We start from the raw sequence: 20808 nt of genomic DNA, 5'->3' as shown, positions 1-20808 counted from the left end.
TGCGTCCAGAACTGAAATGAATTCTTATTCCGTATGCGTGGCTTAGAGCTGCATCGGGTCCGAAATAGACCATTGCCGTGGCGTAAGAAATGGAATACATTCCAAAAGTGAACGCGTTTCGGTTCCGTGCACCGGCGCGTCCCATCGACACCTGCCCAGCACTCATGTTCCGAGGAGCCAGCTCATGACCGACGTAGTCATCGTCGACGCGGCCCGTACCCCCGTCGGCCGCCGCCGGGGCGCCCTGTCCGGTCTGCACCCGGCCACCCTGCTCGGCACCGCGCAGCGCGCCGTCCTCGAGCGCGCCGGCCTCGCCGCCGACCAGGTGGGCCAGGTCGTCGGCGGATGTGTCACCCAGGCCGGGGAACAGTCCAACAACATCACCCGGCAGGCGTGGCTGCACGCCGGCCTGCCCTACACGACGGCCGCCACGTCGATCGACTGCGCGTGCGGCTCCTCCCAGCAGGCCGTCCACATCGTCGCCGGCCTCATCGCCTCCGGCCAGATCACCGCCGGCATCGGCTGCGGCGTCGAATCCATGAGCCGGGTCTTCCTCGGCCAGGCCCTCACCCCCGAGACCGGCAGCCCCTACCCGGACGACTGGACCATCGACATGGGCGACCAGTTCACCTCCGCCGAGCGTATCGCCGCCAACCGCGGCATCAAGCGCGGCGACACCGACGCCTTCGGCCTCGAGTCGCAGCGCCGCGCCGCCGCCGCCTGGGCCGAGGGCCGGTTCGACCGCGAGATCGTCCCCACCGAGGCGCCCGTCCTCGTCGACGGCGTGCCCACCGGCGAGACCACCGTCGTCACCCGCGACGGCGGCCTGCGCGAGACCACCGCCGAAGGCCTGGCCGCGCTGAAGCCGGTCGTCGAGGGCGGCATCCACACCGCGGGCTCCGCGTCGCAGATCAGCGACGGCGCCGCCGCGGTCCTGCTCACCAGCGCCGAGCGCGCCCGGGAGCTGGGCCTACGGCCCCGCGCCCGGATCGTCGCCTCGGGCATGGTCGGGTCCGACCCGTACTACCACCTCGACGGCCCGATCGACGCCACGCGCCACGTGCTCGGCAAGGCCGGGATGACGCTGGACGACATCGATCTCGTCGAGATCAACGAGGCGTTCGCCTCGGTCGTCCTGTCGTGGGCGCAGGTGCTCGACGCCGACATGTCCAAGGTCAACGTCAACGGTGGCGCCATCGCCCTCGGTCACGCCGTCGGGTCGACCGGTGCCCGCCTCCTCACCACCGCACTGCACGAGCTCGAGCGGTCCGACCGGTCGACGGCACTGGTCACCATGTGCGCGGGCGGCGCACTGTCCACCGCCACCGTCATCGAACGTATCTGACCACCACCATCGAATTCGTGAGGCCGACATGACCATTGGACTGACAGACGAGGACCGCGACCTGCGCGACGCGGTGCGTGGCTGGGCCGCCCGCCACGTCACCGCCGACGTGGTGCGCCAGGCCGTCGAAGCCAAGACCGACGCCCGTCCCGCGTTCTGGGGCTCGCTCGCCGAACTCGGTGTGCTCGGGCTGCACCTGCCCGAGGAGGTCGGCGGCGCCGGCTTCGGTCTGGTCGAACTCGCGGTGGTCATCGAGGAACTGGGCCGGTCGATGGTGCCCGGCCCGTTCCTGCCGACCGTGCTGACCGCCGCGGTGCTGCGCGAGGCCGGCCGCACCGCCGAGCTTGCCGGTCTCGCGGACGGTGCCACGCTCGCCGGCGTCGCCCTCGACCCGGGCACGTTGCGGGTGGGGCGCGGCTCGGCCGGCACCACCCTGTCCGGACGGTCCGGATTCGTCCTCGGCGGCCACACCGCCGACGTGCTGCTCGTCGCGGCCGAGGACGCCGGCAACCGCGCCTGGGTGCTGCTGCACCGCGACCGGGTCGACGTCGAGGATCTGCCCGGTCACGATGTGGTGCGCGGTAATTCGCAGTTCGAGGTGGATCGGCTCGCGCTCGGCGCCGACGACGTGCTGCGGATCGACCCGCAGCGCGTCACCGATCTCGCGGCCGCCCTGTTCGCGGCCGAGGCGTCGGGTATCGCGGACTGGTGCGTGCGCACCGCCGCCGAGTACGCCGCGGTGCGCCGCCAGTTCGGCCGCCCGATCGGCCAGTTCCAGGGCGTCAAGCACCGCGCCGCACGCATGCTCGCACTCGCCGAGCAGGCCCGCGTGTGCGCGTGGGACGCCGCCCGCGCCCTGACCCCCGGCGGCGCCGGCGCCGACGAAGCGTCCCTCGCGGCCGCCGTCGCCGGCGCCACAGCCCCCGAGGCCGCGTTCGCCGTGGCCAAGGACTGCATCCAGATTCTCGGCGGCATCGGCTACACGTGGGAACACGACGCGCACCTGTACCTGCGCCGCGCCCAGTCGCTGCGGATCCTGCTCGGCTCCACCGCGTCGTGGCGCCGGCGCGTCACCGACCTCACCCGCGGCGGCACCCGCCGCGTCCTCGGCATCGACCTGCCGCCGGAGGCGGAGCGGATCCGGGACGAGGTGCGCGGCGAGCTCGCGCCCGCCGCCGCGCTCGACGGCGCCGACCGCACCACATACCTCGCCGAGAAGGGCTACACCGCACCGCATCTGCCCGCGCCGTGGGGCAAGGGTGCCGACGCGGTCACCCAGCTGGTGATCGCCGAGGAACTGCGCGCGGCGAGCCTGAAGCCGCACGACATGATCATCGGCAACTGGGTGGTGCCGACCCTGATCGCGCACGGCAGCCCGGAGCAGCTCGAGCGGTTCGTGCCGCCGTCGCTGCGCGGCGACATCGTCTGGTGCCAGCTGTTCTCCGAGCCCGGCGCGGGCTCGGACCTGGCGTCGCTGACCACGAAGGCCACCAAGGTCGACGGCGGGTGGATCCTGCAGGGGCAGAAGGTGTGGACCTCCATGGCCCGCGACGCCCACTGGGGTATCTGCCTGGCCCGCACCGACGCCTCCGCTCCCAAGCACAAGGGCCTGTCGTACTTCCTCGTCGACATGCGCGGCAGCGAGGGCCTCGACATCCGCCCGCTGCGCGAGATCACCGGCGAGGCCCTGTTCAACGAGATCTTCATCGACAACGTCTTCGTCCCGGACGACTGCCTCGTCGGCGAGCCCGGCGACGGCTGGAAGCTCGCCCGCACCACCCTCGCCAACGAACGCGTCTCTCTCTCGCACGACTCGTCCCTCGGCTCCGGCGGCGAGGCCCTGCTCGACCTGGCCGCCGAACTGCCCGGCGGGCTCGACGACGAACAGGCCACCGTCCTCGGGAAGGTGCTGTGCGACGCGCAGACCGGCGGGCTGATGGCGCTGCGCACCACGCTGCGCTCGCTGGCCGGTGCCCAGCCCGGCGCCGAGTCCTCGGTCGCGAAGCTGCTCGGCGTCGAGCACATCCAGCAGGTGTGGGAGGTCGCGATGGACTGGGCCGGACCGCGTGCCCTGCTCGGCGCGCAGGACCGCCGGTCGGCGACGCAGATGTTCCTCAACTCCCAGTGCATGTCGATCGCCGGCGGCACCACCAACGTCCAGCTCAACATCATCGGGGAGCGCCTGCTCGGCCTGCCCCGCGACCCCGAGCCCGGGAAGTGAGCGCCGCCGTGACGTCGGCGCGGCAGGGACGCCGCGTGTTCGTCGTCGGCGTGGGGATGACGAAGTTCGAGAAGATCGAGACCGGCGGCCGGGAATACCCCGAGATGGTCCGCGAGGCCGTCGACGCGGCCCTGGGCGACGCCGGGATCGGCTACGGGCGGGTGCAGCGGGCCGCCGTCGGCTACGTGTTCCAGCCGTCCACCGCGGGACAGCGCGCGCTCTACGAGATCGGCCTGACCGGCATCCCGATTGTCAACGTCGACAACAACTGCGCCACCGGCTCCACCGCGCTGATGACGGCGCGCGACTGGGTGCAGGGTGGCCAGGCCGACGTCGCGCTGGCCGTCGGGTTCGAGAAGATGACCCGCACCTCTCTGACCGGCACCGGCGAACTGCCGAAGGTCACCACCCTCGACCACCACCTGAAGGTCATGACCGACCTGCACGAGTGGGACACCGGCCCGATGACCGCGCAGCTGTTCGGCAACGCCGCGGTCGAGCACATGGAGCGCTACGGCACCACCGCCGAGCAGATCGCCGCCGTGGCGGTGAAGAACCACCGGCACTCGGTGCACAATCCCTACGCGCAGTTCCGCGACGAGTACACCCTCGAACAGGTGCTGGGCGACAAGATGATCCACGCACCGCTCACCCGCTCGCAGTGCTCGCCCACCTCCGACGGCGCCGGCGCGGCGGTCCTGGTGAGCGAGGCGTTCGTGCGCGAGCACGGCCTCGAGGACCGGGCCGTCGAGATCGTCGCGCAGGCGTTGACCACCGACACCGGCGAATCGTTCGACAGCCGCTCGATGATCGACGTCGTCGGTGCCCCGATGACGGGGGCGGCCGCCGCCCGGGTGTTCGCCGAGGCGGGGCTCACCGTCGACGACGTGGACGTGATCGAGCTGCACGACTGCTTCGCGATCAACGAGATCATCACCTATGAAGGACTCGGTCTGTGCAGCCCGGGGGAGGGCGGCAAGCTCGTCGAATCGGGGGCCACCACCTACGGCGGCCGGTGGGTGGTCAACCCGTCGGGCGGGCTGCTCTCCAAGGGCCATCCCCTCGGCGCCACCGGCCTGGCCCAGTGCGCCGAACTCACCTGGCAGCTGCGCGGCGAAGCCGGCGGCCGTCAGGTCGACGGCGCCCGCGTGGGCCTGCAACACAATCTGGGGCTCGGCGGCGCGTGCGTGGTGACGCTGTACCGGGCCGGAACCCTCACCGGATCCGCGGACGAGAAGGAGAACTGACCGTGCCCATCGACCCGAAGACCGCACTGTCCGCCGAACCCACTGTGCGCGAAGCGGTCTGGACCGACCGCGACGTCATGCTGTACCACCTCGGGCTCGGCGCCGGCGGCGACGGACTCGACCCGGCCGAGCTGCGCTGGGTGTACGAGAAGGACCTGCGGGTGCTGCCGACGTTCGCGATGGTGGCCGGTCAGGGCATCTCGGCCGGCGCGCTGAAACCGGCCGGCATGAACCTGCCCGGCATCGACATCGACCTGCGCCGGATCCTGCACGGCGGGCAGTCGCTGCAGCTGCACGCCCCCATCCCCACCTCCGGGACGGCGCACATCTCGTCGCGCGTGGCCCACGTGTGGGACAAGGGCAAGGCCGCCGTCATCGTGCTCGAACAGGCGGCGACGACCCCCGAGGGCGCCCCGCTGTGGACCACCGGCATGCAGATCTGGGCCCGCGGCGAAGGCGGCTTCGGCGGCGAACCCGGCCCGGAGACGCCGCACTCGGTGCCCGACCGCGACGCCGACACCGTCCTCGTCTCGCCCACCGGCCCGCGGCAGGCGCTGCTGTACCGGCTCAGCGGCGACATGAACCCGCTGCACGCCGAGCCCGCGTTCGCGCAGGCCGCCGGCTTCGACCGGCCCATCCTGCACGGTCTGGCCTCCTACGGCATCGTGTGCAAGGCCGTCGTCGACGGCCTGCTCGACGGCGATCCGGCGCGGGTGCAGAGCTACTCGGTGCGGTTCGCCGGCTCGCTGTTCCCCGGCGAGACCCTCGAGACCGCCGTCTGGCGCGACGGCGACCGGCTGACGTTGCTGGCGACCTGTCCGGAGCGCGACGGCGCTCCCGTCCTCACGCACGCTGTCATGGAGGTGCGTCCGTGAAGGTCGGAACCCACCCCACCGCCGCCACCCACGCGCACGGCACGGTGCTGACCTCGGCGCCGCAGGACGCGCCGGTGGACCGGGCGACCGCCGCCGCACGCCGCGTCGTCGACGCCATGCTGCGCACCGACCGCGGCAACGCCAACCTCGACCGGGTCGCGGAGGAGCTGAACAGCATCGCCGACCACCTCGAGGAACACGCCCCGGAGGTCGCCGAACGACTGATCGACATGTGGAACGGCGAGGGCGTCACCCGGCACGACCCCGTCACCGGGCCTGAGAACGCCATCGCCCCGCCCCTGGTCCTCGAGGGCCTCGAGGACGGCTCGGTGCGGGGCACGGTCACGCTGACGATGCCGTACCAGGGTCCGCCCGGGTGCGTCCACGGCGGGGTGTCGGCCCTGATCCTCGACCACGTGCTGGGTGTTGCCAACGCGTGGGGCGGCAAGTCCGGGATGACGGCGAAGCTCGAGACGAACTACCACCGGCCCACGCCGCTGTTCGAGCCGCTCGTCGTCACCGGCCGGCTCGTCTCCGTCGACGGCCGCAAGATCCGCACCGTCGGCAGCATCACGACGGCCGACGGGCACCTGTGCGTCTCGGTGGAGGGACTGTTCATCGACAAGACGGTTCCGCGTCCCCGATAGGAGAATTCGCATGGGAGCACTCGACGGTCGTGTCGCAGTGATCACCGGCGCCGGCATGGGCATCGGGCGCGGCATCGCCGCGGCGTACGCGCGGGAGGGCGCGGACGTCGTCGTCGCCGAGATCGACGAGCAGGCCGGCGATGCCACCGCCCGGTGGCTGCGCGACGAGTGGGGTGCGCGTGCCTACTTCGTGCGCACCGACGTCACCGACAAGGCCCAGGTCCACGCCGCGGTCGACGGCGCGGCCGACCGGTTCGGCCGCCTCGACGTCCTCGTCAACAACGCCTGGCGCGGCTCCGGGTACGCCCGGTTCGAGAACATGACCGACGAGCAGCTGCGTGCCGGATTCGACACGGCCGTGATGGCGGCGTTCTGGGCGATGCAGCGCGCCCTTCCCGAACTCGAGCGCCACGGCACCGGCCGGGTGATCAACCTGTGCTCGCTCAACGGCGTCAACGCGCACATGTACTCCGTGCAGTACAACGCCGCCAAGGAGGCGCTGCGCACCCTCACCCGCACCGCGGCGCGGGAATGGGCGCCGAAGCAGATCTGCTGCAACGTGATCTGCCCCGGCGCGCAGAGCGAGGCGTTCCGGCGGGTGGCCGAGGCCGACCCGCAGATGGCGGCGGCGTCGGCGCAGGCCAACCCGATGGGCCGCATCGGTGACCCGCTCGACGACATCGGACCCGTCGCGGTGTTCCTCGCGAGCGACGGTGCGCGCTACCTCACCGGCAACACCTTGTTCGTCGACGGCGGCGCGCACATCAACGGCGTCCAGTGGGCGCCGCGGGTGGACTGAGCATCCGGTCCCGACCCCCCGAGACCGGCCCGTGACCGTCGGCGACGAAGATGAAGGGGTCGTGTCGGTGATCAGCGGGAGGCGTGTGCAGCGATGAGGCCGGGCAGGTGCGCAGCGTGCGGCCGGATCGTGGGTCCGTTCGAGCGGCGGGTCGAGGGCCGGTGCACCCGGTGTGTCGCCGCCCGCCTGCGCGCCTGGGCGGCGACCCCCGAGGCGCCGGTGCGCCGGGAACCGCAGGACCGCGGCCCGAAGCCGCGCCGGCTGCGTCGTCCCCCGCTGCAGTGGCCCCGCCGGTCCGAGCCGCAGCCTCGTCGCGAGCCCGAATACGCGGGATTGCGCCGGACCGAACCGTGGCCGCCCGTCGCCCGGCCCGGGCAGCCCCCGCTGCCGGCGCAGCCGCCGCGTAACCCGTGGCCGACGCGGGCGAAGTGGGCCGGGGCCGCGGTCGCGGCGCTCGTGCTGATCGCGCTGACAGCCACCGCGTCGTTGCGGGTGTGGACGCCGGCGTCGTCGCGGTTCATGCGCATCGACGACGGCCCGGTCACCTACCAGTACGTCTCGCTCGACCATGTCAGCCGCTACGTCGTCGCCTCGGTGATCGCCCACGAGGACGACCAGATGGGCCTTCGTGCGCAGGCGTTCCACTGGGGCGACTACGCCGACCGCGCCCGCGCCCATCTGACGGGTGCGCCGCAGCAGACGTATTCGACGATTCCGCAGCAGCTCGCGAAGAACATGTTCTTCACCCCCGACCAGAGCGCGATCCGCAAGGCGGTCGAGACGGTGCCGTCGATCCTGCTGAGCAGCACCCTTCCCGACGCCCGCATCATGGAGCTGTACCTGAACTACGCGCAGTTCGGTCCCGACCTGTACGGGGTGTGTGCGGCCAGCTGGTACTACTTCGACACCGCGCCGTGGGAGATGTACCCGTACCACGCGATGCAGCTCGCGGGCATGCTGCCCAACCCGGAGGACGTCGTGCGCCTGCCCGGCGGGGGTGTCGCGGCCCCCGCGTATGCGCAGTACCCGAGCGCGGCGTTCCATATCAACGGTGCCGCCAACGTCGATCTGCCCGCCCGCTTCGCCGGCTGGGGCGGCTGGGAGAACATCGTCGCGTCGGTGGGCATCGAGGACTCGGCCGCCGACCACGCCGACGACCGGCCCAGCGAGGATTCGTGCTCGACGATGCCCGAGCCGGTGCGCCAGCGTCTGGCGGTCGAGGATCCCGGGTTCGTGTCCCGGTCGCAGTAGCCGCATCCGCGACCGGCGGTGCTTCTTGCGCGCGTGAGAACGCGCGCAAGAAGCACCGCCCCGCGCAACTAGATGCTGACCTCGCGGCGCACCGTCTTGCCCGTCGCGTTGCGGGGCAGCAGGTCGGAGGTGATCCGCCAGCGGGTGGGGACCTTGAAGTACGACAGACGCTCGGCCGTGTACTCGCGCAGTTCCTCCTCCGTCACGCTCGCCCCGTCGGCGAGGACGACGACCGCCGCGACCTCCTGGCCGAGGTCGGGGTGCGGAACACCGATCACGGCGCACTCGCGCACCGCCGGGTGCTCGTCGAGGGTCTGCTCGATCTCGGTGGGATAGACGTTCTCGCCGCCGCGCAGGATCAGGTCGGAGCGACGGCCCGTCAGTCGCAGCCGGCCGTTCTCGATGACGCCGTAGTCGCCGGTGCGCAGCCACCGGTCCGGGGTGATGGCCGCGGCCGTGGCCTCCTCGTCCTCCCAGTAGCCGAGCATGACGAACGGGCTGCGCACGCACACCTCGCCCTCCACGCCGTCCGGCAACCACTCGCCGAACGGGTCGCGGATCTCGAGGCTCACCGTGATGATCGGCCGGCCGAGGGTGCCGGGGAACGCCTCGAGGTCCTGGGAGTTGGCCACCGCGATGGCGGTGCTGCACTCGGTGAGGCCGTAGCTGTCGACGAGGGCGTTGCGGGCGAACGGCACCTTCTCGCGCAGCCGGTCCTTGAACGCGATCGACGACGGCGCCGACGCGAGCGCGAACGCCGTCAGCGACGACAGGTCGTACTTGCCGAGGTCGTCGTGCTCGAGCAGCCGCGACGCCATCGTCGGCACCGCACCCCAGTTGGTGACGCGTTCGCGCTCGATCAGACTCAGTACCTTGTCCACGTCGAACGAGCCCTGGTGCATGATCACCGCGCTGCCCGTCGCCAGCCGCGGGATCACCAGGTTGTGCAGGCTCGCGATGTGGAACAGCGGCGAGGTGAGCAGGTACCGCAGGTCGCTGGGGACGTCGTCGCTGTAGGTCCGGCCGGTGAACGCCGCGAGCAGGGCGTCGCTGAACCGGTGGTAGTCGACGACCGCCAGCAGGTTGCGGTGCGAGTGCAGCGCGCCCTTGGGCCGGCCGCTGGTGCCGCTGGTGTAGAGGATGACGGACGGGTCGTCCTCGTCGATGTCGACGCGCGGCGGCACGGCGTCGGGGAACTGCGCGATCAGCCGCGGCAGGTCCTCCTCCATCGTCAGGACCGTGAGCCCGCCGGTGTCGACGTCGGCCAGGGCCGCGGCGCGCTTGGCGTCGACGACGAGGATCTTCGGGCGGCTGTGCTTCAGGCCGTACTCGATCTCCCGCGGCACCCACCAACCGTTGAGGCCCACGGTGATGGCACCGAGCACCTGGCTCGCCCAGAACGCGATCACCCATTCGGGAGTGTTCGCTCCCAGGATCGCGACGCGGTCGCCCTTCTCCACGCCGTACCGCTCGCGCAACGCATGGGCCAGGGAGTACGCCGCGGCGGCGTGCTCGGTGAACGACAGCCGGCGGTCGGCGGTGACGAGGTAGTCCCGCTCGCCCCAGCGCAGGGAGTCGGCGAGCAGATCTCCCACCGCCCTGCCGCGGTTCTTCATCACCGGCATCGAGGCGCCGAGCACCTCTTCCTCGACGATCTCGAACCGGCCACCCGGACCGGTGAGGCGGGAGACGACCTCGTCGAGGTACAGCCGGGGATCTGCGGACGCAGTCATGCGGGGACCTTTCCTTCGTGTCACGTGAATACCGTGTCGCCTGCTGCGATGGGCCTGGAACCCCACCCCGGCCGCGGCCGCGTGTGAGGCGTGCCACTGCAATTTCTCATGGCGGCTCGCGGCTGCGGAAGTGGTTACCACTGAGCGGGACTTCCCGTGATCCACCCGACAGCCGGGGCTACGTTCGGCGCAGAATCGCTGCCGGAGGAGCAACCGCATGTCCACATTTCTCGACAACCCGACGACGAGGATCGATCCCTTCGCCCCCGCGAAGCTCGGTCCGCTGACCCTGCGCAACCGGGTCATCAAGGCGGCCACGTTCGAGGGGCTCACCCCGAAGGGGCTCGTCACCGACGAGCTCATCGAGTTCCACCGCCGGCCCGCCGCCGGCGGCGTCGGCATGACGACGGTCGCGTACTGCGCCGTCGCGCCCGACGGCCGCACCGCGCCCGGCCAGCTGCAGTGGACCGACGAGACCCGGCCCGGCATGCGCAGGCTCACCGACGCGATCCACGCCGAGGGCGCCGCGGTGTCGGCGCAGATCGGGCACGCCGGACCGGTCGCCGCCGCCAAGTACCTCGGCACCCCGGCCCTCGGGCCGAGCCGCGCCTTCCGCATGACGACCCAGAACTTCAGCAAGCCCGCCACCAAGGCGGACATCGCCCGCATCACCGAGGGCCACGCCGAGGCCGCGCGCCGCGCCGTCGAGGCCGGCTTCGACGCCGTCGAGATCCACTTCGGGCACAACTACCTCATCAGCTCGTTCCTGAGCCCGAAGATCAACAAGCGCAAGGACGAGTACGGCGGGTCGCTCGAGAACCGCGCCCGCTTCGCGCGGGAGGCCGCCCGCGCCGTCCGCGACGCCGTCGGCGACAAGATCGCGATCCTCGCCAAGCTCAACATGGACGACGGCGTGCCCGGCGGCTTCTGGCTCGACGAGTCGATCCAGGTGGCCAGGTGGCTCGAGGCCGACGGCTCGCTCGACGCCCTCGAGCTGACCGCCGGCAGCTCCCTGCTCAACCCGATGTACCTGTTCAAGGGCGACGCGCCGCTGCGCGACTTCGCCGCCGTGATGCCGCAGCCGACGAAGCTGGGAATCCAGTTGGTGGGCAAGCACTTCCTGCGTGAATATCCCTACCGCGACGGCTACCTGCTCGAGGACGCCAAGCAGTTCCGGTCGCAGCTGAAGATGCCGCTGGTGCTGCTCGGCGGCATCACCAACCGGGCGATCATCGACGAGGCGATGGCCGAGGGCTTCCAGTTCGTCGCCGCCGCGCGGGCGCTGCTGCGCGACCCGGACCTCGTCAACCGCATGCAGGAGGACGCGGACGCCGCGTCGCTGTGCAACCACTGCAACAAGTGCATGACCGCCATCTACGGGGGCACCCACTGCGTGCTCCGGACGGCGTGAAGGGAGCCGCAACGATGACGAGCACCGTGAACCCCGGCACCGCCGCGACGGAAGCGGGGGTGCAGCGCGCCACCATCGCCGAGATGCTGCTCGACCGCGGCGGCGACGACCGGCTCGGCCTGCGGACCCGGGAACAGGACTGGACGTGGGACGCCGTGGTGCGCGAGAGCGCCGCGCGTGGCGCTCTCGCGCAGTCGCTGCGCGGCGACGGCCGGTTCCACATCGGCATCCTCCTCGACAACGTCCCGGACTTCCTGTTCTGGCTCGGCGGGGCCGCGCTGGTGGGCGCGACGGTCGTCGGCATCAATCCCACGCGCGGCGCGGCGGAACTCGAGGCCGAGATCCGGTATGTGGACTGCCAGCTCATCGTCACCGACACCGCCGGGATGGCGAAGCTGCGCGGCCTCGACCTGGGTCTCGACGAGGACCGATTCCTGCTGATCGACGATCCCGGCTACGCGGCGCGGCTCGATCGGGTGGAGCCGGCGATCGCCGACGGCGTCGGCGAGGACAGCCTGTTCCTGCTGCTGTTCACCTCCGGTACCACTGGCCGGTCCAAGGCCGTCAAGTGCTCCCAGGGCCGGTTGTCGCGGCTCGCGTACGCCAACACCGCCAAATACGGGCACCACCGCGACGACGTGGACTACTGCTGCATGCCGCTGTTCCACGGCAACGCGCTGATGGCACTGTGGGCGCCGGCCCTGGCCAACGGTGCGACGGTGTGCCTGACCCGCAAGTTCTCCGCGTCCGGGTTCCTGCCCGACGTGAAGTTCTTCGGCGCGACGTTCTTCACCTACGTCGGCAAGGCCCTGGCCTACCTGATGGCCACCCCCGAACAGCCCGACGACGCCGACAACCGGCTCGAGCGGGGCTTCGGCACCGAGGCCTCGCCGGAGGACAAGGCCGAGTTCGTGCGCCGGTTCGGCGCGGTGCTGTACGAGGGATACGGCTCGAGCGAGGGCGCCGGTTCGGTACGGCTCGATCCGGCGGCGCCGGAGGGCGCGCTCGGCCGGCCCGCGCACGCCGGGATCGCGGTGGTGCATCCCGACACGTTCGCCGAGTGTGCCCGCGCGGTGCTCGACGAGCACGGCCGGGTGCTCAACCCGGACGAGGCGATCGGCGAGATGATCAACAAGGAGGGCGCCCGCGCCTTCGAGGGCTACTACAAGAACGACGTCGCCGACGCCGAGCGGATCCGCAACGGCTGGTACTGGACCGGCGACCTCGGCTACGTCGACGAGGCCGGCTTCATCTACTTCGCGGGCCGCAAGGGCGACTGGATCCGGGTCGACGGCGAGAACACCTCGGCGCTGATGATCGAGCGGGTCCTGCGCCGGCACCCGAAGGTCGTGACCACCGGTGTCTATGCGGTGCCGGACCCGCGGTCGGGCGATCAGGTGATGGCGGCGATCGAGGTCGCTTCGCTCACCGACTTCGACCCGGCCGAGTTCGCCGAATTCCTCACCGGCCAAGCCGATCTCGGGTCGAAGGCGATTCCCCGGTTCGTGCGGGTGTCGACGAACCTTCCCGTGACCGGCTCGAACAAGGTCCTCAAGCGCGAGCTGCAGGCGCAGCGCTGGCACACCACCGAGCCCCTGTACCGGTGGGTGGGACGCGGCGCGCCGGAGTACACCGCGATGAGCGAGGCCGACAAGGCCGCCCTGGACGACGAATTCGCCGCACACGGTCGGCAGCGGCTGCTGAGCGTGTAGCCGATGCCCGGCACCCGCGTCGCCCTCGTCACGGGCGCCAGCCGCGGCATCGGACGCGAGACCGCCCTCGCGTTCGCCCGTGCGGGCTTCGACGTCGCCGTCACCGCCCGCACGGTCCGGGAGGGGCAGGGCGCCGTGCCGCCCCGCAGCCGCCGCGACGGCGACGAACCCATCGCCGTGCCCGGCAGCCTCGAGACCACCACCGCGGAGATCGAGGCACTGGGAGTGCGGGCGCTGCCCGTCCCGATGGACCTGCTCGACGTCGAATCGGTGCGCGGCGCGGGCCGGCGCGTCCTGGACGCGTGGGGCCGGATCGACGTGCTGGTCGCCAACGCCTACGCGCAGACCGCGGGAAACATGGACCGGCTGCTCGACATCGACCTCGCCGACGCCGCCGCCATGATCGACGGCAACTACCTGCACCAGGTGGCGTTGATGCAGACGGTGCTGCCGGCCATGCTCGAGCGCGGCAGCGGTGTGGTGATCGATCTGGTGTCCGGGTCGGCGGCGATCGACCCGCCCGCCCCACCGGGGGAGGGCGGCTGGGGCCTGTCCTATGCGGCGTCGAAGGCCGCGTTCGCCCGGATCGCCGGGATGATCAACGCCGAGTACCGCGCCCGCGGTATCCGGGCATTCAACCTCAGTCCGGGTTTCGTCGTCACCGAGTCGGGGCGGGCCCGGGGCGGCACCCGGGCGGTGCAGGACGCCGGCTTCGACGCGGTGCCGGCGACGGTGCCCGCCGACGCCGCCGTGTGGCTCGCGACCGCGCCCGACGCGGACCGCTTGCTGGGCAAGGTCGTGTGGGCGCCGACGCTGATCGAGAAGATGCCCGCTTCCGAGGCGGAGCGGCGGAACGAGAGGACGGACGTCACGTGAAGCTGGGTGTGGTGGTGCCGATCGAGCTGGGGCACAGCGGGGACCCCGAATGGATCCTCGAATTCGCCCGCACCGCCGAGAAACTGGGATTCGACGAGATCTCCGCCGTCGAGCATTCCGTCGTCGTCTCGAACACGGGCAGCGCGTACCCGTACTCGCCGACCGGCAAGTCGCACCTGCCCGACGACTGCGACCTGCCCGACCCGCTCGAGCTGCTGTCGTTCGTCGCCGGCGCGACCACCGACCTCGGGCTCGCTACGGGGGTGCTGGTGCTGCCCAACCACCACCCGGTGGTGCTGGCCAAACGCCTGGCCACCCTCGACCGGCTCTCCCGCGGCCGGGTGCGAATCTGCCTGGGGCTGGGCTGGATGCGGGAGGAGATCGAGGCGTGCGGCGGCGACTTCGACCGTCGCGGGAAGATCGCCGACGAGGCGATCGCGGTGATGCGCGCCCTGTGGGCCGGCACCGGCCCGGCCGGAGTGGACTTCGACGGCGAGTTCTTCGCGTTCCGCGGCGCCCACAGCTGGCCGAAGCCGCACCGCGAAACCGGCGTGCCGCTGTACATCGGCGGGCACAGCGCGGCCGCCGCGCGGCGGGCCGGCCGGCTCGGCGACGGGTTCCAGCCGCTCGGCCTGGCGGGGGAGGACCTCGACCGCGCGATCGGGCAGATGCGCCGCGCCGCCGAGGCGGCGGGCCGCGATCCCGGCGCCGTCGAACTGGTCCTCGGGGCGACGCTGCCGCGCCTGGACGAGGCCCGGATGGATCGGGCCCGGAAGCTGGGCGCCGGGCGGATGGTGCTGTCGGCCTCGCCGAAAGCCGGGTCGCTGAGCCGGGTCGTCGACGAGATGGCCGCCTGCGCCGAACGCCTCGGCCGGGTGTGACCGGCTGGTTCCCGCTGGTCGAGACGGTTCGCCCGCTCGGCGGCCACGCTGACTAGCGTCCGAGGTCACAACGACATTCGGTCGCTAGGAGAATTCGCGATGGATCTGAAGGAATCCCCGGAGCAGGTCGCGCTCCGGAAGGAGCTGCGCGCCTACTTCGCGTCGCTGCTGCCGGAGGACAAGCGCCGCCGCGCCGGTGAGCAGGGAGTGGGGGGCGAGCACTTCCGCGAGGTCGTCACGCTGCTCGGCAAGGACGGCTGGCTGGGGATCGGCTGGCCCACGGAGTACGGCGGGCAGGGCCGCTCGATCGAGGAGCAGTTCGTCTTCTTCGACGAGGTGCAGCGGGCGGGCCTGCCCTTCCCGTTCGTCACCGTCAACACGGTCGGGCCGACCCTGATGAAATACGGCACGCAGGAACAGAAGGACCGCTTCCTGCCCGGCATCCTCTCCGGCGACATCGTCTTCGCCATCGGCTACACCGAACCGGAGGCCGGCACCGACCTGGCGTCGCTGAAGACCCGCGCGGTGCGCGACGGCGACGAGTGGGTGGTCGACGGCAACAAGATCTTCACCTCGGGCGCGAACACGGCCGACTACGTGTGGCTCGCGTGCCGCACCGACCCGGACGTCCCGAAGCACAAGGGTATCTCGATCCTCATCGTGCCCACCGACGCGCCCGGGTTCTCGTGGTCGCCGATCCACACCGTCGGTGGCCTCTCCGTCACCGCCACCTACTACAGCGGTATCCGCGTCCCCGACCGGGACGTGGTCGGCGAGATCGGCGGTGGCTGGCCGCTGATCACCGCGCAGCTCAACCACGAACGCATCGGCCTCGCCGCGATCGGCGGTCGCACCTACGGGCTGTGGCAGCAGGTGCTGGACTGGGCGAGGGAGCACGGCGTCATCGAGATTCCCTGGGTGCAGCAGGAATTCGCCCGCACCCACGCCAAGCTCGAGGCGATGCGGCTGCTGAACTGGAAGATGACCGCCGCGGTCGCGGCCGACACCCTCTCCGGCGCCGACGCCGGCGCCACCAAGGTGTACGGCACCGAGACGCACGTCGACGTCTACCGGACGCTGCTGGGCATCCTCGGTGCCGCCGGCCGCATCCGTCCCGAGTCGCCGGGCGCGGTGCTGGCCGGTCAGATCGAGCAGATCTCCCGGCAGGGCATGGTCAACACGTTCGGCGGCGGCGTCAACGAGGTCCTGCGCGACATGGTCGGCACCATGGGCCTGGGCCTGGTGCGGGAGAAGAGGGTCAAGTGAGCGAACTGCTGACCGCGCTGCGGGCGTTCGAGGGACAGACCCTGACCCCCACCACGTGGGGTCCGGACCCGGTCAACACCCCGATGATCCGGCACTGGGTCGAGACCATGGGCGACGAGAACCCCGTCTACCTCGACGACGACGCCGCCCGCGCCACCGGCCGCGACGGCGCGGTCGCCCCCGCGCTCATGACGCAGGTGTGGACGATGCGCACCTTCACCGACAAGATGGCGAACAACGACCCGTCGCCGGTGTGGACCGAGCTGATCGCCACGCTCGACGCCGCCGGGTTCACCTCGGTCGTCGCCACCGACTCGGACTTCGAGTTCTTCGCCGAACTGCGCCCCGGCGACCGGGTTTCGCTCACCGAGGTGATCGAATCGATCTCCGAGGAGAAGACGACCGGGCTCGGCGCGGGACACTTCGTGACCACCCTCAAGACGTACCGCAGCGGGGACGGCGAGGTCGTCGCCACCCAGCGCTGGCGGACCCTGCGCTTCCGGCCGAAGTCCGGGAGCGGGTCCGGCGCGGAACCCGCCGCCCCGAAGGGCCTGCGCCCCCGTCCGGCGATCAACGCCGACAACGCCTTCTGGTTCGAGGCGGCCAGGGAACACCGCCTGGTGATCCAGCGCTGCACGGCGTGCGGCACGCTGCGGCACCCGACCGGGCCGATGTGCGGGCAGTGCCGTTCCCTCGACTGGGACACCGTCGACGCGGCGGGCCGCGGCACCGTCTACAGCTTCGTCGTCAACCACCACCCCCGGATCCCCGGGTTCGAGTACCCGCTCGTCGTCGCGACGATCGAACTCGAGGAGGGCACCCGGCTGATCGCGAACATGACCGGTGTCGAACCGCACGCGGTCGAGATCGGCATGGCGGTGGAACTGGACTGGATCGACGCCGACCCGGAGCTGACGCTGCCCGCGTTCCGGCCGGCCGCACGGGAGGATTCGTAGATGGATTTCAACTTCAGCGAAGAGCAGGAAGCGATTCGCGGCCTCGCGCACGAGGTCTTCACCGGCAAGGCCGGCATCGATCGGGTCAAGCAGGTCGAGCTGAGCGACGAGCGCCTCGACCGGGAGTTGTGGCGGGAGCTGGCCGTCACCGGTCTGCTCGGCATCGCCCTGCCGGAGGAACTGGGCGGCGGTGGGCTCGGCCTGGCGGAGCTGTACGTCCTGCTCGAGCAGCAGGGCCGGCACGTGGCGCCGGTGCCGATCTGGCAGTCGGTGCTCGCCGCGCTCGCCGTCGCCGAGTTCGGTACCGACGCCCAGCGCACCGCACTGGTGCCGGGTGTCGCCGACGGCAGCCGCTTCCTGACCGTCGGTCTCGAGGAGTTCGGCCCCTACGTCCCCGGTGACCCGCAGACCACCGCCACGGAGGCCGGCGGCCGGTGGACCCTGACCGGCGCGAAGGCCGTCGTCCCGGTCACCCACGTCGCATCCCGCGCGATCGTCTCGGCGACCACGCCGGCCGGTGCCGCGCTGTTCGTCGTCGATCTCGCCGGTGACGGTGTCGCCGTCGAGCAGACACACTCGACCAACTGGGAGATCTGCGGCAACGTCACGTTCGAGTCGGCCCCCGCCGAGCTGCTCGGCCCCACCGACGGCACCGCCGCGCAGTGGCTGCTCGACCGCGTCGAGATCGCGCTCGCCGCGATCCAGCTCGGTGTCGGCTCGGGTGCCGTCCAGCAGGCCGTCACCTACCTCAACGGGCGCATGCAGTTCGGACGTCCGCTTGCGACGTTCCAAGCCGTCAATCACCAACTGGCCGACTGCTACATCGACCTCGAGGCGATGCGCGTGACGCTGTGGCAGGCCGCGTGGCTGCTCGCCGAGGGACAGGACCCCGGCACCTCGGTGCTCGTCGCGAAGTGGTGGGCCACCGACGGCGGCCAGCGCGTCGTGCACCGCACCACGCACGTGCACGGCGGCATGGGCGTCGACACCGACTACCCGGTACACCGGCACCTGTTGTGGGGCAAGCAGATCGGTGCCACCCTCGGTGGCTCCGCATCGGATCTGGCGCGGCTGGGCGCCCAGCTCGCCGCCGGGGTCGAGGTGGTCGCGTGACCGCCACCGTGTCCACGGACCGCCGCTACGACGACATCGAGATCGGCGAGGTACTGCCCGAACTCGCGATCCCGCTCACCCGCACGCTGATCGTCGCGACGGCGCTCGCGACCCGCGACTTCCAGGACGTGCACCACGACCCCGAGTTGGCGCGCGAGCGCGGCTCGAAGGACGTGTTCATGAACATCCTCACCAGCAACGGTCTGGCGGGACGGTTCGTGACGGACTGGGCCGGCCCGTTCGCGACGGTGCGCCGGGTGAAGATCCGTCTCGGCGCCCCGAACTACCCGGGCGACACCATGACCATGACCGGCGAGGTGATCTCGAAGGAGAACGGCCTCGTCGAGGTGCGGATCCGAGGCGCGAACAGCCTCGGCAACCACCTCTCCGGAACCGTCACCGTCGCCTTCACCGATCGGCCGGGAGGAACCCGATGACCAGCCCGCTCTCCGGTGCCGCCGCGATCGTCGGCATCGGCGCCACCGAGTTCTCCAAGAAGTCCGGCCGCTCCGAGCTGCAGCTCGCGTGCGAGGCCGTCGTCGCGGCGCTGGCCGACGCCGGCATCGACCCGTCCGAGGTCGACGGACTGGCCACCTACACGATGGAGACCAACGGCGAGATCCTCGTCGCCCGCAACTGCGGACTCGGGGAACTGAAGTTCTTCTCCCGCATCGGCTACGGCGGTGGGGCGGCGTGTGCGACGGTGCAGCAGGCCGCGATGGCCGTCGCGACGGGCGTCGCCGAGGTCGTCGTGGTCTACCGCGCGTTCAACGAACGTTCCGGTATCCGGTTCGGCCTCGGCCAGCACGACCGGCCGATGGACACCACCGCGGACCGCGCCGCCTACGCCTGGCTCACCCCGCAGGGGCTGGCGACGCCCGCCCAGTGGGTCGCGATGTTCGCCCGCCGGTACATGCACCAGTACGGTGCCACGAGTGAGGATTTCGGCCGGGTCGCCGTCGTCGCCCGCAAGCACGCCGCGAACAACCCGGCCGCGTGGTTCCACGGCAAGCCCATCACGCTCGAGGACCACCAGAACTCGCGGTGGATCGCCGAGCCGCTGCACCTGCTCGACTGCTGCCAGGAGACCGACGGCGGCCAGGCCCTCGTCGTCGTCTCGGCGGAACGGGCCCGCGACCTGCGGCACCGGCCCGTGCTCGTCAAGGGGGCCGCGCAGGGCTCCGGCAGGGACCAGCACATGATGACCAGCTACTACCGCCCGGACATCACCGGCATCCCCGAGATGGGACTGGTGGGCCGCCAGCTCTACGGCCAGAGCGGCCTGAGTCCGGACCACATCGACGCGGCGATCCTCTACGACCACTTCACCCCGCTGGTGTTGCCGCAGCTCGAGGAACTCGGCTTCTGCGGCGTCGGCGAGGCCAAGGACTTCGTCCGCGAGGGCAACCTCGAGATCGGTGGCCGGCTGCCGTCCAACACCCACGGCGGGCAGGTCGGCGAGGCGTACCTGCACGGTGTCAACGGCATCGCCGAGGCGGTCCGTCTGGTGCGCGGCACCTCCACCAACCAACCCGACGGCGTCGAGAACGTGATCGTCACGGCGGGAACCGCGGTTCCCACGTCCGGACTGATCCTCGGTGCCGCCTGACCCCGGAAGGATTCGACAATGACGGCAGTGGAGCAGAAGGCCGGCGCGTGGCGCGGAGCCGGCCTCGGCACCCGCACGGTGGCCTACGACGAGCGCGACGCGATCCTCTATGCGCTCGCCGTCGGTGCCCAGCCGGCCACCGACCTGGACCTGGTGCTCGAGGACCGGCTGCGGGTGCTGCCGACGTTCGCGCTGACCCTGGCCCAGTGGGCACCGGACGAGCTGGGCTCGCGCGGCGCGTTCGACACCGGCTCGGCGCTGCACGGCTCGCAGGAGCTCACCGTGCTGGCCCCGCTGCCGCGTCGCGGCGAGGTGGAGCTGCGGGCATCGGTGGGTGAGGTGTGGGACAAGGGGGCAGCGGCCGTGTTCGAGGTCCGCGTCGAGTGCGAGTACTTCGTCGCGACGTGGTCGATCTTCGCGCCCGGCGCGGGCGGTTTCGGGGGCGAGCGCGGCCCGTCGAAGCCCGCGGCGCCGCAGGGCGAGCCCGAGCTGACCGGGGAACTGGCCACGGCCGCGAACCAGGCCGCGCTGTACCGGCTCACCGGCGACCGGCACCACATCCACATCGATCCGGAGGCGGCCGCCCGGATCGGTCAGCCGCGCCCGATCATGCACGGGCTGTGCACCCTGGCGGCGGCGACCCTGCCGCTGGCCCGGCTCCTCGGGGCGCACCCGGCGGACCTGACCGAACTGCAGGGCCGCTTCGCGGCGCCGGTCTTCCCCGGCGACGTCGCCGAACTGCGGGTATGGGGCGGACGCGACGACGCCTTATTCGAGCTGGCCGCGGACGGGCAGGCCGTGATCTCGGGGGCGCGCGCGTCGTTCGCGTGAGGCCGTGGACCGGTGCCCGGCTGCCGGGCACCGGT

18 protein-coding genes are annotated in these 20808 nt (G+C 71.6%); 17 read left to right on the top strand and 1 reads right to left on the bottom strand.

Features of this window, described 5'->3' with window-relative positions; translation table 11 throughout:
* Window positions 1-184 precede the first annotated feature (184 nt).
* The 7 genes from G6038_RS13350 (at window position 185) to G6038_RS13320 (ending at window position 8385) form a co-directional block, all read left to right on the top strand.
* Window positions 185-1345: a steroid 3-ketoacyl-CoA thiolase gene (locus G6038_RS13350; protein ID WP_165038352.1), complete on the top strand. Its 1161-nt coding sequence runs from the start codon at window positions 185-187 to the stop codon at window positions 1343-1345.
* Between the two features lie 28 nt (window positions 1346-1373).
* Window positions 1374-3566 (top strand): acyl-CoA dehydrogenase, encoded by a 2193-nt coding sequence (locus G6038_RS13345; protein ID WP_165038351.1) that lies wholly within the window; start codon window positions 1374-1376, stop codon window positions 3564-3566.
* Window positions 3563-4813 carry a lipid-transfer protein gene (locus G6038_RS13340; protein ID WP_165038350.1) on the top strand — a complete coding sequence of 417 codons (1251 nt, stop codon included), beginning with the start codon at window positions 3563-3565 and terminating at the stop codon, window positions 4811-4813. The genes G6038_RS13345 and G6038_RS13340 overlap by 4 nt, the downstream gene beginning before the upstream one ends.
* A gap of 2 nt (window positions 4814-4815) precedes the next feature.
* Window positions 4816-5688 (top strand): MaoC/PaaZ C-terminal domain-containing protein, encoded by an 873-nt coding sequence (locus tag G6038_RS13335; RefSeq protein ID WP_165038349.1) that lies wholly within the window; start codon window positions 4816-4818, stop codon window positions 5686-5688.
* On the top strand, window positions 5685-6335 hold the full coding sequence (locus tag G6038_RS13330) for a PaaI family thioesterase (RefSeq protein ID WP_165038348.1): 651 nt from the start codon (window positions 5685-5687) through the stop codon (window positions 6333-6335). Before G6038_RS13335 ends, G6038_RS13330 begins: the two co-directional genes overlap by 4 nt.
* A 10-nt stretch (window positions 6336-6345) precedes the next feature.
* Entirely contained in the window at window positions 6346-7134 is a 789-nt protein-coding gene (locus G6038_RS13325; protein ID WP_165038347.1) for an SDR family oxidoreductase, read from the top strand.
* Window positions 7135-7263: 129 nt separating this feature from the next.
* Complete coding sequence (locus G6038_RS13320; RefSeq protein WP_165038346.1) at window positions 7264-8385, top strand: transglycosylase domain-containing protein; 1122 nt, start codon at window positions 7264-7266, stop codon at window positions 8383-8385.
* A gap of 68 nt (window positions 8386-8453) precedes the next feature.
* On the opposite strand, the gene G6038_RS13315 is transcribed toward G6038_RS13320, so the two are convergent.
* Window positions 8454-10118, bottom strand: coding sequence for a class I adenylate-forming enzyme family protein (locus G6038_RS13315; protein ID WP_165038345.1), 1665 nt, complete (start codon window positions 10116-10118; stop codon window positions 8454-8456).
* A 217-nt stretch (window positions 10119-10335) separates the two neighbouring features.
* Here G6038_RS13315 and G6038_RS13310 point away from each other — a divergent pair, with 217 nt between their 5' ends.
* The 10 genes from G6038_RS13310 to G6038_RS13265 all read left to right on the top strand — a co-directional run bounded on the left by G6038_RS13310 (window position 10336) and on the right by G6038_RS13265 (window position 20773).
* Window positions 10336-11529 (top strand): NADH:flavin oxidoreductase, encoded by a 1194-nt coding sequence (locus G6038_RS13310; protein WP_165038344.1) that lies wholly within the window; start codon window positions 10336-10338, stop codon window positions 11527-11529.
* A 14-nt stretch (window positions 11530-11543) separates the two neighbouring features.
* On the top strand, window positions 11544-13241 hold the full coding sequence (locus tag G6038_RS13305) for an AMP-binding protein (RefSeq protein ID WP_165038343.1): 1698 nt from the start codon (window positions 11544-11546) through the stop codon (window positions 13239-13241).
* Between the two features lie 3 nt (window positions 13242-13244).
* Window positions 13245-14117 carry an SDR family oxidoreductase gene (locus tag G6038_RS13300; protein WP_165038342.1) on the top strand — a complete coding sequence of 291 codons (873 nt, stop codon included), beginning with the start codon at window positions 13245-13247 and terminating at the stop codon, window positions 14115-14117.
* Window positions 14114-14998: an LLM class F420-dependent oxidoreductase gene (locus tag G6038_RS13295; RefSeq protein ID WP_165038341.1), complete on the top strand. Its 885-nt coding sequence runs from the start codon at window positions 14114-14116 to the stop codon at window positions 14996-14998. Before G6038_RS13300 ends, G6038_RS13295 begins: the two co-directional genes overlap by 4 nt.
* A 99-nt stretch (window positions 14999-15097) precedes the next feature.
* Window positions 15098-16264, top strand: a complete 1167-nt coding sequence (locus G6038_RS13290; RefSeq protein WP_165038340.1) for an acyl-CoA dehydrogenase family protein — start codon at window positions 15098-15100, stop codon at window positions 16262-16264.
* Window positions 16261-17220, top strand: coding sequence for a MaoC family dehydratase N-terminal domain-containing protein (locus G6038_RS13285; protein ID WP_165038339.1), 960 nt, complete (start codon window positions 16261-16263; stop codon window positions 17218-17220). Before G6038_RS13290 ends, G6038_RS13285 begins: the two co-directional genes overlap by 4 nt.
* On the top strand, window positions 17221-18333 hold the full coding sequence (locus G6038_RS13280) for an acyl-CoA dehydrogenase family protein (RefSeq protein WP_165038338.1): 1113 nt from the start codon (window positions 17221-17223) through the stop codon (window positions 18331-18333).
* Entirely contained in the window at window positions 18330-18770 is a 441-nt protein-coding gene (locus G6038_RS13275) for a MaoC family dehydratase (RefSeq protein ID WP_165038337.1), read from the top strand. The genes G6038_RS13280 and G6038_RS13275 overlap by 4 nt, the downstream gene beginning before the upstream one ends.
* Window positions 18767-19942 (top strand): lipid-transfer protein, encoded by a 1176-nt coding sequence (locus tag G6038_RS13270; protein WP_165038336.1) that lies wholly within the window; start codon window positions 18767-18769, stop codon window positions 19940-19942. The genes G6038_RS13275 and G6038_RS13270 overlap by 4 nt, the downstream gene beginning before the upstream one ends.
* An 18-nt stretch (window positions 19943-19960) precedes the next feature.
* On the top strand, window positions 19961-20773 hold the full coding sequence (locus tag G6038_RS13265) for a MaoC/PaaZ C-terminal domain-containing protein (RefSeq protein ID WP_165038335.1): 813 nt from the start codon (window positions 19961-19963) through the stop codon (window positions 20771-20773).
* Window positions 20774-20808: the final 35 nt, after the last annotated feature.

It is taken from the genome of Rhodococcus sp. 14C212 (assembly GCF_011058195.1).
GTDB classification, from domain to species: domain Bacteria; phylum Actinomycetota; class Actinomycetes; order Mycobacteriales; family Mycobacteriaceae; genus Rhodococcus; species Rhodococcus aetherivorans.
Note: the sequence above shows the minus strand (reverse complement) of the source record. Positions and strands in the feature narration are given on the sequence as shown.

Excerpts from the sequence above, each read along its gene's own strand:
- G6038_RS13350 (WP_165038352.1), top strand. The coding sequence starts at position 185 with ATGACCGACGTAGTCATCGTCGACGCGGCCCGTACCCCCGTCGGCCGC.
- G6038_RS13270 (WP_165038336.1), top strand. The coding sequence starts at position 18,767 with ATGACCAGCCCGCTCTCCGGTGCCGCCGCGATCGTCGGCATCGGCGCC.
- G6038_RS13305 (WP_165038343.1), top strand. The coding sequence starts at position 11,544 with ATGACGAGCACCGTGAACCCCGGCACCGCCGCGACGGAAGCGGGGGTG.
- G6038_RS13300 (WP_165038342.1), top strand. The coding sequence starts at position 13,245 with ATGCCCGGCACCCGCGTCGCCCTCGTCACGGGCGCCAGCCGCGGCATC.
- G6038_RS13310 (WP_165038344.1), top strand. The coding sequence starts at position 10,336 with ATGTCCACATTTCTCGACAACCCGACGACGAGGATCGATCCCTTCGCC.
- G6038_RS13325 (WP_165038347.1), top strand. The coding sequence starts at position 6,346 with ATGGGAGCACTCGACGGTCGTGTCGCAGTGATCACCGGCGCCGGCATG.
- G6038_RS13290 (WP_165038340.1), top strand. The coding sequence starts at position 15,098 with ATGGATCTGAAGGAATCCCCGGAGCAGGTCGCGCTCCGGAAGGAGCTG.
- G6038_RS13345 (WP_165038351.1), top strand. The coding sequence starts at position 1,374 with ATGACCATTGGACTGACAGACGAGGACCGCGACCTGCGCGACGCGGTG.
- G6038_RS13280 (WP_165038338.1), top strand. The coding sequence starts at position 17,221 with ATGGATTTCAACTTCAGCGAAGAGCAGGAAGCGATTCGCGGCCTCGCG.
- G6038_RS13265 (WP_165038335.1), top strand. The coding sequence starts at position 19,961 with ATGACGGCAGTGGAGCAGAAGGCCGGCGCGTGGCGCGGAGCCGGCCTC.
- G6038_RS13315 (WP_165038345.1), bottom strand. The coding sequence starts at position 10,118 with ATGACTGCGTCCGCAGATCCCCGGCTGTACCTCGACGAGGTCGTCTCC.